The organism is Streptomyces sp. T028, from assembly GCF_048159505.1.
GTDB lineage: Bacteria > Actinomycetota > Actinomycetes > Streptomycetales > Streptomycetaceae > Streptomyces.
Genome location: NZ_JBLRVZ010000004.1, coordinates 30182 through 44187 on the forward strand (window position 1 = coordinate 30182; position 14006 = coordinate 44187).

Below are 14006 nucleotides of genomic sequence, written 5' to 3' on the forward strand. Positions count from 1 at the left end.
GCCTCTCTTCCTCAGTCGACCGGCGTTCCGTTGGCGTACGTGAACTTCTGTGGATAGACCTTCACGGCCTTGCCCTCGGCGTTGGTCATGTACCAGTCGATGGAAGCCCAGTTGCGGTACTCCATCCGAACAGCCGTGCGGAGTTTGATCATCTCCCAGGCAGTTCCGTAACCGCCCTTCTGGATGAGTTCCCAGTTGCTGTCCGAGATCGTCTCACCTCGCGCCAGAAGCAGGTTCAGCGCCTCGTCGGGGTCCTTTGTGCCGAGACCGTCCAAGGACACCGAGATCTTCACCCCGGGCCTCTCGACCGCTCGCTCCACGCCCACCGTCCACAGGGCGCGCTTCCCATAACCCATGGATTCCGGTATTTCGGTACCGTACACCTTGTTATTGAAGGTGCGCCCGCCGATGGCCGTGGCCAGGCTCTCCGAACCGGGATTGTCCGGGCCGCCGTTGACACCGAGGACGATGTGATCGCCGTCCTTCACGATGTCCTTGAGGACCTCCTGGCACTTCTTGACGATCGCGTCGTCGGACGACGCCGCCATGACGGAGTACGACGCGACCTTGAAGGTGGCGGTGTCCGCCACCTCGCACGCCGCGCCGACCCGCTGGAAGATCCGGCGGATGATGCCCTGGACGGCGGCCTCGGTCAGACCGATGTTGCGGAGCGCATGGAAGGCGTCCATGAACCCGACGCCCGTCTTGATGGCGGCGTCCATCGCCATCACCGCGGCCTTCGCCGTCCGGAAGATCACGCCCGCGACGAACCAGCTGGCCGCCCAGGCGCAGTCGCCCCAGCTTCCGCCGGACAGACCCGGGGTCATCAGCTTGGCGCAGCCGATGAAGTCCCCGAGGACGATGTCGATCGGGTCGATGCCCGAGTTGAACTCGGTCATCGTCAGCGTGTAGCTGAGCGTCTTCGTCTCCGCCTCGGTCACCTCGGGGCCGAGGTAGAGCGTGTCGGCGGCCGGGCAGGTGCCCGTGAAGGATTCCGACAGGCACATGTACAGCTCGACGTGCGACCTGTACGTGACGTCCGCCGTGATCTTGCAGTCACCGAAGTGGATGATCGGGTTGCAGTTGTCCTTGACGACGTTCGCCGGGTCGCCGATGTACTCGATGTGGTCGAGGACCGCCCACACACCGCCGATGCCGGTGGTGACGCCCTGCTGGATCTGCTCGCCGCTGCCGGCCGACTCGGTGCGGTCCGCCGCGGCCTGGGCCTCCTCGGCCGCCTCACGGGCGCCCGCGGCGGCCTCCTCGGCGGCGGTCGCGTCGATCTCCGCCTTGTCGGCGGCGGTACGGGCGGCGGCCGCGTCGACCTCCGCCTGGGTGGCGACCTCGCGGGCGTGGGCGGCGTCGTGCTCCGCCTCCGTCGCCGCCCGGTCGGCCGCGACGGCGTCCTGCTCGGCGTCGTTCGCCGCCCAGTTCGCCGCCAACGCGTCCTCACCGGCCGACATCGCGTAGCCGTCGGCGCGTTCCGCCGAGGCCTGCGCGGCCTTGGCGTCGGCCGCGGCCTGGTTGGCCGAGGCCTGCGCCCGCTGGTACGCCTTGGCGGCGCGCAGCGCGTCGGCGGCGGCAGCGGCCGACGCCTCCAGGGCCAGCTTCATGTCGGCCGCGGCCTGCGCCGCGAGGGCCTTCGCCTCGGCCGAGAACTCCTCGGCGAGACCGGCCGTGGCAGCTGCGGCGGCCGCCTGCTGCTGGGCCACCGTCAGGGACGACTGCCCCGTCAGGACCGCGAACGCGGCGGAGCTGTCCTCCTCCTGGTAAGGCGTGCCGAGGGCGATCGCCTCCTGCGCCGGCCGGGTCGCGGCGGCGGCGGAGTCACGGGCCGCGAGCGAGGACGCGACGGCCGCCTGGGCCTTGCCGGCGGTCACCGCCGCCCAGTTCGCGGTCTGCTGCGCCTCGGCGCGGGCGCCTGCCGCCTCGGCCTTGGCGGTCTTGGCCGCCGTGTTCGCCTTCTCCGACTCCGCCTTGGCGCCCGCGGCGTCGGCCGCGGCCGCCTCGGAGGCGTCGATGGCCTCGGCCGCCTTCGCGTGCGCGGTGGACGCGGCGCCGACGGCGACCAGGTACGACGCCCAGGTGGCGTCGGCCGCGGCCCGGGCCCGGGACGCGGCGCCCTGCGCCTTGGTGGCGGCCTCGCGCGCGTTGACGGCGGCGGCCGTGGCCGCGTTCGCCGACGCGCGGGCGTTGGTGGCCGCCGTGGTGGCGGTGTTCGCGGCGGAGCGGGCGTCGGTGGCCGCGGCGCGGGACGCCTCGGCCGCCTCCGTCCCCTCGTCGGCGGCGGCGTTGGCCTCCAGTGCCTCCGCCTTCGCGATCAGCGAGTCACGCCGCTGCTCGGCCTCCAGGGCGTTGTCGCGGGCGGCGACGGCGTCCTTCTCGGCCTGTTCGGCGACCTTCCGCTGGTCGGAGGCGACCACGCCGGACGCCTCGGCGGAGGTGCGGGCGTCGCTCGCGATCCGGCCCTGGGCGACGGCGTCGGCCTCGTGGCCGGCGGCGATGTCCCGCTCGTGCTCGGCGGTGGCCCGGTAGGCCGCCGCGTTGGCGCGCTCCAGCTCGGCGACGGCGCGGGTCCGCTGCGCGTCGGCGGCGGCCTGGCGGGCCTGCTCCTCCGCGGCGGCCGCGTCCTCCTTGGCCTTCTTCGCGATGGCCGCGTTGTTGGCGGCGGAGGTGGCGTATGCGTCGGCCCTGTCGGCGGCGGCCTTCGCCTGGGCGGCGGCCTCCTGGGCGGCGATGCGGCGGAACTCGGTGTTGACCGCGTGCGCCTCGGTCTGCGCCAGCGCCAGCAGCGCCTGCGAGGTGGAGACCGTGGCGTTGGCCGCGTTCAGGGCCGTCTCCGTCGCCTTGGCGGCGGCGGTCGCGGCGGCCCCGGAGGCTCGGGCCACCTGCACCGACTGCTGGGCGTACACCAGACCCCGGCCGCGCGGCACCTCGGCGGCGTCGGCGATCTCGTATGCCTGCTGCTGCGCCGTCACCGCACGGGCGGAGGCATCCGAAGCGGCCTTGGCGAACTGCTGGGCCGAGGTGACCAGCGCCTGCACCTTGCCGCGGGCACGCGCGAGGTCGCTGTTGGCCTGGTCGAACAGCGCCTTCTTGGGCTTGAGGATGCTGTTCGGGTCGGCTTCCAGCTTGTCGTGCCAGTACTTCTGCCAGAGCAGGATCTGCTCGGCGAGCCACGCCTGACCGATCGCCTCGATCATGTCGTCGGTGGCCTCACGGGTGGCCGCGGCGGCGTCCGCCTCGGCCTGGAGGATCGCGGCACGCGGGGCGGCCTGGGCGGCGTACTCCGCGTTCCACTCGGCGGTGGCCGCGGAGACGACCGCGCCCAGGGCGTTGTTCGGGTCGACCGGGTCCTGGTGGTCGCAGGACGACCAGGCCTGCTTGAGGTTCTCGACCTCGTAGCGGAACTCGGCCGAGTCCGCGGCCGGGGTCTCGCTCAGGAAGCCGCCGTGTCGCAGGTAGGAGGCGATGTCCGTGGCCGTCGTACCGCCCGCGAACCTCGTCTGGTTGACGGCCGTGTCGCGGAGCATCTCGTCCGCGGCCCAGTCGTTCCAGATGTCCTTGCCGCGGTTGTCCTCGGTGATCTGCCGGGCCTTGGTGACGGCTTCGGCACCGGCGTTGCTGTGCCCGTCCCAGCCGAGCCTGCCGGCGAGTTCCTCCTGCGTGAACAGGGTGAACTGCAGGACGGCCGCGTCGAACTCGGGCGCGTGCAGCGAGATCTCGTCGCTGAACGAGCTGAGCGCGTACGGACGGTTGGCGTCCTCCAGACCGGAGGTGCGGGCCGCGGAGGCGTCCCGGTATGCGAGGGCCGCCGTACGGTCCTTGCTGCTGGCCTGGCCGAGCGGTTCGAGGCCGATCATGCCGCTGTCGCCGACGACGGCGTGCAGTTCGGCGGCGGTGCCGGTCAGGCCCTCGATGGCCTTGGCCTTCATGTTGGCGCCGCCCACGTGCAGGGCGACTCCGGCGATGCACTGGTCCCGGCGGGGTGTGCTGCGCTTCTCGCTGATGAGACGGGTCAGTTCGACCAGCTTGGCCCGGCCGTTGTAGGCGTCCAGGAAGATCTGCCGGACGCCGTCGCTGACCTTCTCGATGGCCTCGGCGAGGGCCGGGATCCGGCCGACGATCACCGAGGAGGACGGGATGTCGACGAGGTCCCACAGGCAGGACTCGGTGCCGTCGACCGCGAGGCACTGCTTGACCTTGGCGGTGCCGAACTCGTCGAGAAGGATCTGCCCGCCGTTCGCGGACGTCCACTCGACCAGATCCACCGAGACCGCGGCCAGCGCGTCCTGGTAGGCGTCGACACAGGTCTGGCCGCAGGAGTCGAGCAGGATCTGCTTCTCCTGCGCGCCGAGCACGGCCCAGTTGGCGCTGCCGCCCTCGATCGGCGTGTTGCCGTCCTTCAGGGCGTCCTGCCGCTCGGCCTCGTTCTGTTCGCGCTGTTCCTGTTCGGCCTGGGCGGCGGCGTCCTCGGCGGCGTTGCTGTCGGCGTCGGCGTCGGCCGCCTTCGCCTCGGCGTCCTTGGCGTTCTGCTCGGCCTCGGTTGCCTCGTTCGCGGCGTCGCTCGCGGCACCGGCCGCGCGCGAGGCCTGCTCCTGGGCCTGGGCGGCGCTGCGCTCGGCCTCGGTGGCCTCCCGGTCCGCCTGGGCGGCCTCGGTCTCGGCCTCACCGGCGGTGTTACGGGCGCTCACGGCGTCCGAACCGGCCTGCTGGGCGTAGCCGGACGCGGACTCGGCCGCCTGCTGTGCGGCCTTCTGCGCGGCCTGGGCCTCGCTAGCGGACGCCTGGGCGCGGGCGACGGCCTGGGTCGCGCGCACCGAGTCGGCGGCCGCCTGCGCGGCGGCCTCTGCGGCGATCTTGGCGTCCCCGAGCGCCTGCTCGGCGGCCTGCTGCGCGGCCTCGGCGGCTTCCGCGGCCTCGGCCGCCTTCGCCTCCGCGGCCGCCGCCTGCTGCTCGGCCAGGGTCTTCGACGTCTGGCCGACGAGTACGGCGAACGCGGCCGAGGCGTCCTTCTCCTGGTACGGCGTGCCGATGGCCACGGCCTCGTTGGCGGCGGCGATGGCCTGCCCCGCGCTGTCGCGGGCGGCCAGCGCGGCCTGTCCGGCGGCGTAGGCGCGTCCTGACGCGGTGGCGGCCGTGGTGACGGCGGACGCGGCCTCGATGCCCGCGGCGGAGGACTCCTCGGCGGCCTTCTTCGCCGACTCGGTGGCGTTCTCCGAGGCGGTGGCCGCGTTGTCGGCGCGCAGGGCCGCGTCCTGGGCGGCGTCCAGCGCGGTGGCGGCAGCGGCGTGCGCGTTCGCGGCGGCGCCGGTCGCCTTCAGGTACGACGACCAGGCCTCATCGGCACTGGCCTGGGCGCGCTCGGCCGCGGCCTCCGCCTTCGTGGCGGCGGAACGGGCGGCCACGGCGGCGGCCTCGGCCTCGTCGGCGGCGGTCTGCGCGGCGGTGGCAGCGGTCGCGGCGTCCTGCGCGGCCGTACGGGCCTTGTCGGCCGCCTCGCGGGTCTCGTCGGCGGTCGAGGTGCCCTCGGCGGCAGCGGCGGCGGCCTGGAGCGCGGCGGCGCGGGCGGCGGTGGCCTGCTTCTTCTGCAGCGCGGCCACGGCGGCGGCGCGCGCGGTGGCGGCGGCCTTCGCCTTGGTGTCGGCGGCGGTCCGCTTGTCCTTGGCGGTGGCGGCGGCCGTCGTGGCGGCCGACTTGGCCTCCTCGGCGGCGGTCTTCTGGGTACCGGCCTGTGTCTCGGCGTCCTGCGCCTTGGCCCGCTCGGCGGCGGCGCCGACCCGGGAGGCGACGGCGGTGGCCTTCTCCACCTCTGCCTTGGCGCGCTGGGTCTGCGCGGTGGCCGCGGCCTCGCGGGCCTCGTCGCCCTCCTTCTCGGCGGTGGCCTGAGCGGCCTTGGCGGCGGTGGCGCTGTCCGCGGCGGCCTTCGCCTCGGCGTCCGCGGTGTCGGCGGCGGCCTTGGCCTGTGCGGCGGCTTCCTGCGCGGCGATCCGGCGGAACTCGGTGTTGATCGCGTGCGACTGGGTCTGCGCCTTGGCCAGCAGGGTCTCGCTGTCGGCGACGGTCGCGTTGGCCGCCTCCAGGGCGGTGCGCGTCGCCTTCGCGGCGGCTTCGGCGGCCGCGCTGGAGGCACGGGCGACCTGCACCGACTGCTGGGCGTACATCAGTCCGCGCCCGCGCGGCACGTCGGTGGCGTCGGCGATGCCCCACGCCTCCTGCTGCGCGGTGGCCGCCTTCTGGGCGGCGGTCGCGGCGGCGGCAGCGTGCTGCTCGGCCGAGGTGACGAGCGCGGCCACGTTGTTGCGGGCGGCGGCGAGGTCGGCGTCGGCCTTGTCGTAGAACGCCTGGTCAGGCGGGTCGAGCGCGTCCGGGTCGGCGGCGAGCTTGTCCTGCCAGTACTTGCGCCAGGTCAGGATCTGCTCGGCCAGCCACGCCTGACCGATCGCCTCGATCATGTCGTCCGTGGCTTCACGGGTGGCGACGGCGGCGGCCGCCTCCGCCTGGATGATCGTGGCGCGCGGGGTCGCCTGAGAGGCGTATTCGAGCTCCCACTCGGCCATCGCGGTCATCACCGGGCCGTTGAGCACGCGCCGGACGTCGACCGGGTTCTGGTAGTCGCAGGCGGCCCAGGCCTGCTTGAGGTCCTCGACGATGATCCGGTACTGCGCGGACCCCTCGGCGGGCGCCTCCTTCAGGAAGCCGCCGTGCTTGAGGTAGAGGGCGATGTCACTGGCCGTCGTGCCGCCGGAGAACTGCTTCTGGTTGACGGAGGCATCCGAGAGCATGTCGTCGGCGGCCCAGTTCTCCGCCATCTCGTTGGAGTCCCGGTTCGCCTCGGTGATCTCCTTGGCCCGGGCGACCGCCTCGGCACTGGCGTTGCTGTGCCCCTCCCAGCCGAGCCGGCCGGCCAGCTCCTCCTGGGTGAACAGCGTGAACTGCCGTACGTCCGCGTCGAACGCGGGCGGATCCCACATCATGTCGTCGCTGGCGTACGCCGATCGGGCATACGGCGTGTTGGCGGCGTCGAGCGCCTCGGTACGGGCGTTGGAGGCGTCCCGGTAGGCGAGCCCGGCATCCCTGTCCGCGTCCGACGCCTGGCCCAGCGGACCGAGACTGATCCAACCGCGGTCCCCGATGACGGCGTACAGCTCTTCGCTGGTGCCCTTGAGGCCCTCGATGGCCTTGGCCTTCATGTTGGCGCCGCCGTAGTGCAGCGCCACGCCGGCGAGGCAGCGGTCGAGCCGCGTGGAGTCGCCGACGCTGTTGCGGTAGAAGCCGGTGTCTTCCTCAGGTGTGGTGTCGGCCGCGGCCGGTGCGGCCTGCACCAGGCCCATCAGCACGGCGGCGGCGGTGAGGAGAGCTGTCCCGCTGACACCTCTCGTCACCGCGTCACGCATACGCCGTCGGCGTCTGCCGACGTCTCTGAACGGTGGCATGCAGATCTGCCCAACAATCTCTTCGACGTTCGGCAGCACCGAACAACACAGGGCAGACATGGACATGACAGACGAAGCATGGTCGCCGCAGCGACGCCCCCGTGCGGCATGCGCCAGCGCTCGCCCCCACGAACCGGCGCCGCCGCTTACCCCGTGACGCTCTCACGGGATGATCTCCAAAGGAAGATCAAAGGATCTTCACCAAGAACTCAAGGGGCACCAGAAAGAAGCAAAGCGGACCACACCTTCACGAGTTCTCCACTAACGGAATGAAACCCGCCCCTTCATCTCCCCGTCCGGCCTAGAACCCGGCCGGTTCGGTGTACTCCCCCCACTCGTCCCGCAGCGCGTCGCAGATCTCGCCCAGCGTCGCCTCTGCGCGTACGGCGTCCAGCATCGGCCCGATCATGTTCGAGCCGTCGCGCGCGGCACCGAGCAGGGCGTCCAGCGCGGTCCGCACCCGGGCGTCGTCCCGCCGCGCCCTGCGCTCCGCCAGGACCCGCACCTGCTCCCGCTCCACCTCATGGCTGATCCGCAGGATCTCCAGGTCCCCGGTGACCGAGCCCTCGTGGCAGTTCACCCCGACGACCCGCTTCCCGCCCTTCTCCAGGGCCTGTTGGTAGCGGAAGGCGGACTCGGCGATCTCGCCGGTGAACCAGCCGTCCTCGATGCCGCGCAGGATCCCCGAGGTGACCGGCCCGACGGGGTGCTGTCCGTCGGGGTGGGCGCGCAGGCCCCGCTCCCCGATCTGTTCGAAGATCCGCTCCGCGTCGGCCTCGATCCGGTCCGTCAACTGCTCGACGTACCACGAACCGCCCAGCGGATCCGCGACGTTGGCGACTCCGGTCTCCTCCATCAGCACCTGCTGCGTGCGCAGCGCGATCTCCGCGGCCTGCTCGCTCGGCAGGGCGAGGGTCTCGTCGAGGGCGTTGGTGTGCAGAGTTGGTTCCGCCGAGGACCGCCGCGAGCGCCTCCACCGCCGTACGCACCACGTTGTTGTACGGCTGCTGGGCGGTCAGCGAGACGCCGGCGGTCTGGGTGTGGAAGCGCAGCCACTGGGCCTTCTCGGACCGTGCGCCGTAGACGTCCCGCAGCCGGCGGGCCCAGATGCGGCGTGCCGCGCGGAACTTGGCGATCTCCTCGAAGAAATCGACGTGCGCGTCGAAGAAGAAGGAGAGGCCCGGCGCGAAGACGTCGACGTCCAGGCCGCGGCTCAGGCCCAGTTCGACGTAGCCGAAGCCGTCGGCCAGGGTGTACGCGAGTTCCTGCGCGGCCGTCGCGCCCGCCTCGCGGATGTGGTAGCCGGAGACGGAGAGCGGCTTGTACGCCGGGATGGCCGCCGCGCAGTACTCCATCAGGTCGCCGATCAGGCGGAGGTGCGGCTCCGGGCGGAAGAGCCACTCCTTCTGCGCGATGTACTCCTTGAAGATGTCCGTCTGGAGCGTGCCGTTGAGGGCGGACGGGTCGACGCCCTGGCGCTCGGCGGCGACGACGTACATGCAGAAGACGGGGACGGCCGGTCCGCTGATCGTCATGGACGTGGTGACGTCGCCCAGCGGGATGTCCCGGAACAGGGCCTCCATGTCGGCGGCCGAGTCGACGGCGACCCCGCAGTGCCCGACCTCGCCGAGGGAGCGGGGATCGTCGGAGTCGCGGCCCATCAGCGTGGGCATGTCGAACGCCACCGAGAGGCCCCCGCCGCCGTGGGCCAGAATCAGCTTGTAGCGCTCGTTGGTCTGCCGCGCGTTGCCGAACCCGGCGAACTGGCGGATCGTCCAGGTGCGGCCCCGGTAGCCGGTCGGATACAGGCCGCGCGTGAAGGGATACTCGCCCGGCCAGCCGATCCGCTCGAAGCCCTCGTACCTGTCGCCGGGGCGGGGGCCGTAGACCGGCTCCACGGGATCCCCGGAGAGCGTCGAGAAGTCCGCCTCACGCTTGAGCGAGGCGTCGTACCGGGCCTGCCAGCGGCGACGGCCCTCCTCGATGGCGTCCGCGTCCATGCCTTCAAACTTACTAGGGCTTCCTAGTAAACGGTGGCGGGACACCGCCGTACGCACGCGTGTGTACGGCGGTGAGGTGTATGCCTTGGGGACCGCGCCCCTACGACGTCTACGCCTTGACGGCGTCCGGCGTGGCGTCGGCGACCCGCTCCTCCAGCTCGCGCGTCACCTTGCGCTCCACGAAGAACGCGGCCGTCGGGACGGTCCCGGCGAGCAGCACCCACAGCTGCTTGGCGACCGGCCACTTCGCCTTGGAGCCCAGGTCGAAGGCGAAGACCAGGTAGAGGACGTACAGCCAGCCGTGCGCGATGCCGACCGCGCGCGTGAAGCTGTCCGCGCCGTCCAGGTCGAGCAGGTACTTGGCGATGACGCCCAGGGTCAGCAGGACCAGCAGCACACCGGTGACGTAGGCCATCACGCGGTAGCGGGTCAGCACGCTCTTCTTCATGCCGTCGAGCGTAACCGCCCGTTCCGGTAGATCTTGGGCCGGGTCGGCCCTCGCCGAAGCCGGGTCGGCCCTCGCCGAAGCCGGGTCGGTCCGCGCCGAGGCCGGGGTCAGTCCTCGTCGAAGTCGTGTGCCGCGACGCGCAGCGGACGCAGCATCGCGAAGATCTCCGCGCACTCCTCCGCGTCGTACACGCCGAGCCCGAAGTCCATCGCCATGAGGTCGCGGGTGGCCGCCTCGACGACCTCGCGGCCCTTGTCGGTGATGACGGCGAGGGTGCCACGGCCGTCGTTGGGGTTGGGACGCCGGGCGACCAGCCCCGACTTCACCAGGCGGTCGACGGTGTTCGTCACCGACGTGGGGTGCACCTGGAGCCGCTCGCCGATCTTGGACATGGTCAGCTCGCCCTCCTTGGAGAAGGTGAGCAGCACCAGCGCCTCGTAGCGGGCGAAGGTCAGCCCGTACGGCTTGACCACCGCGTCGACCTCGGCGAGCAGGATCTGGTGCGCGCGCATGATCGAGGTGATCGCCGCCATGGACGGCGCGTTGCCCCACCGCCGCTTCCAGAGCTCGTCGGCTCGGGCGATGGGATCGAAGGGGAGACTGAGCGGCTTCGGCACGGAATCGACCCTACCCGCCGGTCATATCGCGGTCAGCCCTGTCTCGGCTTTCGGTCCGCCGGGCGCTCGGACGTCCGTGCGCCCGGCGTACGCCGGTTTCAGTAGATGCTGCGCAGGCCCAGCACGTCGCCCCTGCCGAGGGTGCGGGCGGTGGCGGAGCAGGCGAAGGAGCTCGGGTACATGGTGAGGTTGTCGTGGCCGGATCCGACGTGGCCCAGGCCGAAGACGTGGCCGGCCTCGTGGGTGGCGACGCTGCGGATGTCGTAGGCGTCGTCGCAGGCGCCCGTGGGGTCGTCGGTGAACGTGTAGTCGTGGATGTTGAAGCGGACGTCCGCCTCGATCAGCCGGTCCGGGCCGCGGGAGACGGGGCGGCTCCAGGAGCAGGTCGTGGCGACGCTGTCGCTGCTGAGGTCCCCGGCGTCCCAGACGTTCAGGCCGTCCCGGTGGGTGCAGCGGGCCAGGTGGTCGATGCCGGCCTCGCGACCGGTGGCGGCCAGGAACCTCGCGCGCGCCCTGATGGTGTCGGCGAGTCCACAGACGTTGCGGCCGCGGATGATGGCGGTGATGCCTTCCTCGAAGGCCATGCGGACCTGGCGGCGGGGCAGGTCGCCCGGCTGGGGGCCGTCGCCGACGAACCACTCGTACGTGCCGTACTCCTTGCGGTCGGCGACGGCGTAGGCGGTGTCCGTGCAGGGGGCGGGGGCATTCGCACGGCTGCCCGCCGATGCCCTGGGTTTCGCGTTGGCGCGGCCGAGGGCGTCACGGCCGTTGTCGTCGCGGCGGCCGTCGTCGCGGCGGCCGTCGTGGTCGTCGTAGCCGTAGGACACCGTGCCGTCGGCGGCGACGGCCAGGGTGAAGCCGTGGGTGGAACCGTCCGCCGTGAGGGAGTCGACGCTGACCTTCATGCCGGGTTCGGGGACCGTGAGGCCGGCGCCGCCGTGGGTGACCAGGCGGCCCACGGCGCCGCAGCGCGTCACCGAGGAGCCGGCGGGCAGATCGTCCACGGTCAGCTCGCCGGGTGCGAGCACGCACGCGTGGCCGGAGCGTTCCGCACGCACGTGTGCACCGGCTCCCGGCGCGAGGAAGGCCAGCGAGGCCGCCAGGAGGACGGCGGCCGAACAACGGTTCATCACACAGGACTTGATCGACACCGGGAGAGATTAGCCAGGGCCCGCCGGGTCGAAACCCGTCCCCCGGTCGTCCTATTGAGCGACCGCTCAAACGGTTGTAGCGTCCTTCGCCGGGAGTTTGAGCGGTCGCTCAAACACGCCCCGACCTGGGGGATTCGTATGAAGATCTACACGGAGGCTCGGATCCGGGCCGATCTCGACGAGGTCTGGGCTCGAACACAGGACCCGTCACTGCGCCACCGGTGGGACTTGCAATTCACCCGAATTGACCATCTTCCATGCACCGAAGGGGAGCCACGATGACCGCCCCGGCCCCCAAGACCGCCCAGGACACGAAGACCAAGCTGCTGGAAGGCACTCTGCGCACGCTCACCGAGCAGGGCATCGCCAGGACGTCGGCGCGTACGGTCGCGGCGGCCGCCGGCGTCAACCAGGCGCTGGTCTTCTACCACTTCGGCTCGGTGGACGAACTGCTCGCGGCGGCCTGCCGGTACGGCGCGGAGCGCACGGTGTCGCGCTACCGCCCCCGCTTCGCCACGGTCGGCTCGCTGACCGAACTCCTCGCCCTGGGGCGCGAGATCCACGACCAGGAGCGCGCGGGCGGCCATGTCGCGCTGCTCGGCCAGCTGCTGGCCGGCGCCCAGACCCACGCGGCGCTCGGCCCGGCCACGGCGGCGGGCCTCGACCTGTGGATCGCGGAGATCGAGAAGGTCCTCGAACGCGTCCTCACGGGCACCCCGTTCGGGGAGTTCACCGACCCGCCCGGCCTCGCCCGAGCGGTGGCGGCCTCTTTCGTCGGCATCGAACTGTACGAAGGCGTCGACGCGCGCGGCGCGACCAGCGCCCTGGACGCCCTGGAACAACTGGGCGTCCTGGTCGCCGCCCTGGAGGAACTCGGCCCGGTGGCCCAGCGGGCGGTACGGCAGTACCTGCGCCGCGCCTCAGCCCGCCGCTGAACGCCCCGCGGCCCCGGCCCCGCCACCGTCCCCGCCCTCGCCCCCGCCGCCGGAGGGCCACTCCAGCACCGTCAGCCCGGGCCACTGCGCCCTCCACCGCGCGGCCTTCGCCTCGTACACCGCGCGCGGGGCGAGCACGGGGTTGGGGCGGACGACGAGGCCGAACACGTCGGACAGCCCGTGCGGGGCGTAGACGCGCCAGCGGTCGTCCGGCTCCAGGCGCACACCCAGACAGCAGGTGGTCGCGGCGAAGGAGTCGATGGCGGCCTCGGTGGAGGCGTACGGCGCGCAGGGCACGCCGAACTTCTCCTCGTACCAGAGGTGCACCCGCGCCTCGTTGCGGATCTCGACCTCGGCGGGCAGCCCGTCGAAGACCTCCCGCCCCGTCCTGATCACCGCGTCCTCGGCGTCCCAGGACAGGTCGGTGTCGTCGAAGTAGAAGAGGTCGTAGTCCTTGATGCCGGCCTGCGGGGGTCGGTCCGTGACGACGTTCCACACGGTCTGGAACAGGCAGCCCGCCGTCAGGTACCAGCCGGGCAGCTCCAGAGTCGCCGTCCGGTGCAGGACCTCCAGCAGGACCTCGTTGCGGCTCAGCACGGTCCGCAGGGCGGTGAGCTGCTCGTCCAAAGGAAGGCGGGCCGGGGTCCGCATCGCGTCAGTCGGCCTGGCGGGCCAGGTGGCGTTCCACCGTTTCCACCTTCGACGTCAGACCGTCCGTCACGCCCGGGCGGATGTCCGCCTTGAGGACGAGGGAGACGCGGGGGGCGCGTTCCTCCACGGCGGCGACGGCGCGTCGGACGACGTCCATGACCTCGTCCCAGTCGCCCTCGACCGAGGTGAACATGGCGTCGGTGCGGTGCGGGAGGCCGGACTCGCGGACCACGCGGACGGCGTCGGCGACGTACTCCCCCACCTCTTCGCCCACGCCGAGGGGGGTGACGGAGAAGGCGACGATCATGCGTTCACGACCCCTTCCTTGCGGGCGCGGGAGGCGATCACCGCGTCCTCGGCCTCGCGGCGCAGCCGGCGCTCGGCGAAGAAGCCGCCGGTCGGCAGGACGGAGAGGACGAAGTAGAGGGCAGCCGTCTTCAGGGGCCACTTGGTGCGGTTCCAGGCGTCCGCCCAGAACAGGACGTACAGGATGAACAGCACGCCGTGGATCATGCCCATGACCGGCACCGCGTTGAAGTCGGTGGTGCGCTTGAGCACCGAGCAGACGAGCAGCAGCAGGAACGAGACGGCCTCCGGGGCGGAGACCAGACGGAGGCGGCGGAGGGCGGAGGCTGTCTTCAGGTCCACGGGGGTCACCTTCGGGGGACTTCGGGGGTTTCGGCAGGCTTCAGGGGAAGTGCGTCGGTCCGGGTGCTTGTGAACGCGCGCACAAGCATTCGGCCATTGTGGCAAACGGTTCACCTAGGG

The 14006-nt window shown here is 72.1% G+C and carries 8 protein-coding genes and 1 pseudogene; 1 reads left to right on the forward strand and 8 read right to left on the reverse strand.

Features of this window, described 5'->3' with window-relative positions; genetic code table 11:
* Nucleotides 1-11: 11 nt before the first annotated feature.
* The 5 genes and pseudogenes from ACLZN2_RS03520 to ACLZN2_RS03540 all read right to left on the reverse strand — a co-directional run bounded on the left by ACLZN2_RS03520 (nt 12) and on the right by ACLZN2_RS03540 (nt 11652).
* Nucleotides 12-7385, reverse strand: a complete 7374-nt coding sequence (locus ACLZN2_RS03520) for a polymorphic toxin type 27 domain-containing protein (protein WP_416976846.1) — start codon at nt 7383-7385, stop codon at nt 12-14.
* A gap of 352 nt (nt 7386-7737) precedes the next feature.
* A pseudogene (locus tag ACLZN2_RS03525) lies at nt 7738-9436 on the reverse strand (acyl-CoA mutase large subunit family protein).
* Between the two features lie 109 nt (nt 9437-9545).
* Complete coding sequence (locus tag ACLZN2_RS03530; protein ID WP_416976847.1) at nt 9546-9884, reverse strand: DUF3817 domain-containing protein; 339 nt, start codon at nt 9882-9884, stop codon at nt 9546-9548.
* A gap of 107 nt (nt 9885-9991) precedes the next feature.
* A complete protein-coding gene (locus ACLZN2_RS03535) occupies nt 9992-10501 on the reverse strand; it encodes a MarR family winged helix-turn-helix transcriptional regulator (RefSeq protein WP_416976848.1) in 510 nt (169 codons plus the stop codon).
* Between the two features lie 98 nt (nt 10502-10599).
* Nucleotides 10600-11652, reverse strand: coding sequence for a matrixin family metalloprotease (locus tag ACLZN2_RS03540; protein WP_416976849.1), 1053 nt, complete (start codon nt 11650-11652; stop codon nt 10600-10602).
* A 278-nt stretch (nt 11653-11930) separates the two neighbouring features.
* Between ACLZN2_RS03540 and ACLZN2_RS03545 the strand changes: the two genes are divergently transcribed.
* Complete coding sequence (locus ACLZN2_RS03545; RefSeq protein ID WP_416976850.1) at nt 11931-12587, forward strand: TetR/AcrR family transcriptional regulator; 657 nt, start codon at nt 11931-11933, stop codon at nt 12585-12587.
* On the opposite strand, the gene ACLZN2_RS03550 is transcribed toward ACLZN2_RS03545, so the two are convergent.
* Genes ACLZN2_RS03550 through ACLZN2_RS03560 form a run of 3 tightly spaced genes read right to left on the reverse strand, consistent with a single transcriptional unit; the run spans nt 12573 to nt 13886 of the window.
* Nucleotides 12573-13238, reverse strand: a complete 666-nt coding sequence (locus ACLZN2_RS03550) for a nucleotidyltransferase family protein (RefSeq protein ID WP_416976851.1) — start codon at nt 13236-13238, stop codon at nt 12573-12575. The two genes, ACLZN2_RS03545 and ACLZN2_RS03550, sit on opposite strands and share 15 nt — an antisense overlap.
* A 4-nt stretch (nt 13239-13242) precedes the next feature.
* The gene (locus ACLZN2_RS03555) at nt 13243-13545 is read right to left on the reverse strand and encodes an MTH1187 family thiamine-binding protein (protein ID WP_416976852.1); all 303 of its coding nucleotides are present in this window, start codon (nt 13543-13545) and stop codon (nt 13243-13245) included.
* Nucleotides 13542-13886 (reverse strand): DUF3817 domain-containing protein, encoded by a 345-nt coding sequence (locus ACLZN2_RS03560; protein WP_416976853.1) that lies wholly within the window; start codon nt 13884-13886, stop codon nt 13542-13544. The genes ACLZN2_RS03555 and ACLZN2_RS03560 overlap by 4 nt, the downstream gene beginning before the upstream one ends.
* Between the last annotated feature and the right edge of the window lie 120 nt (nt 13887-14006).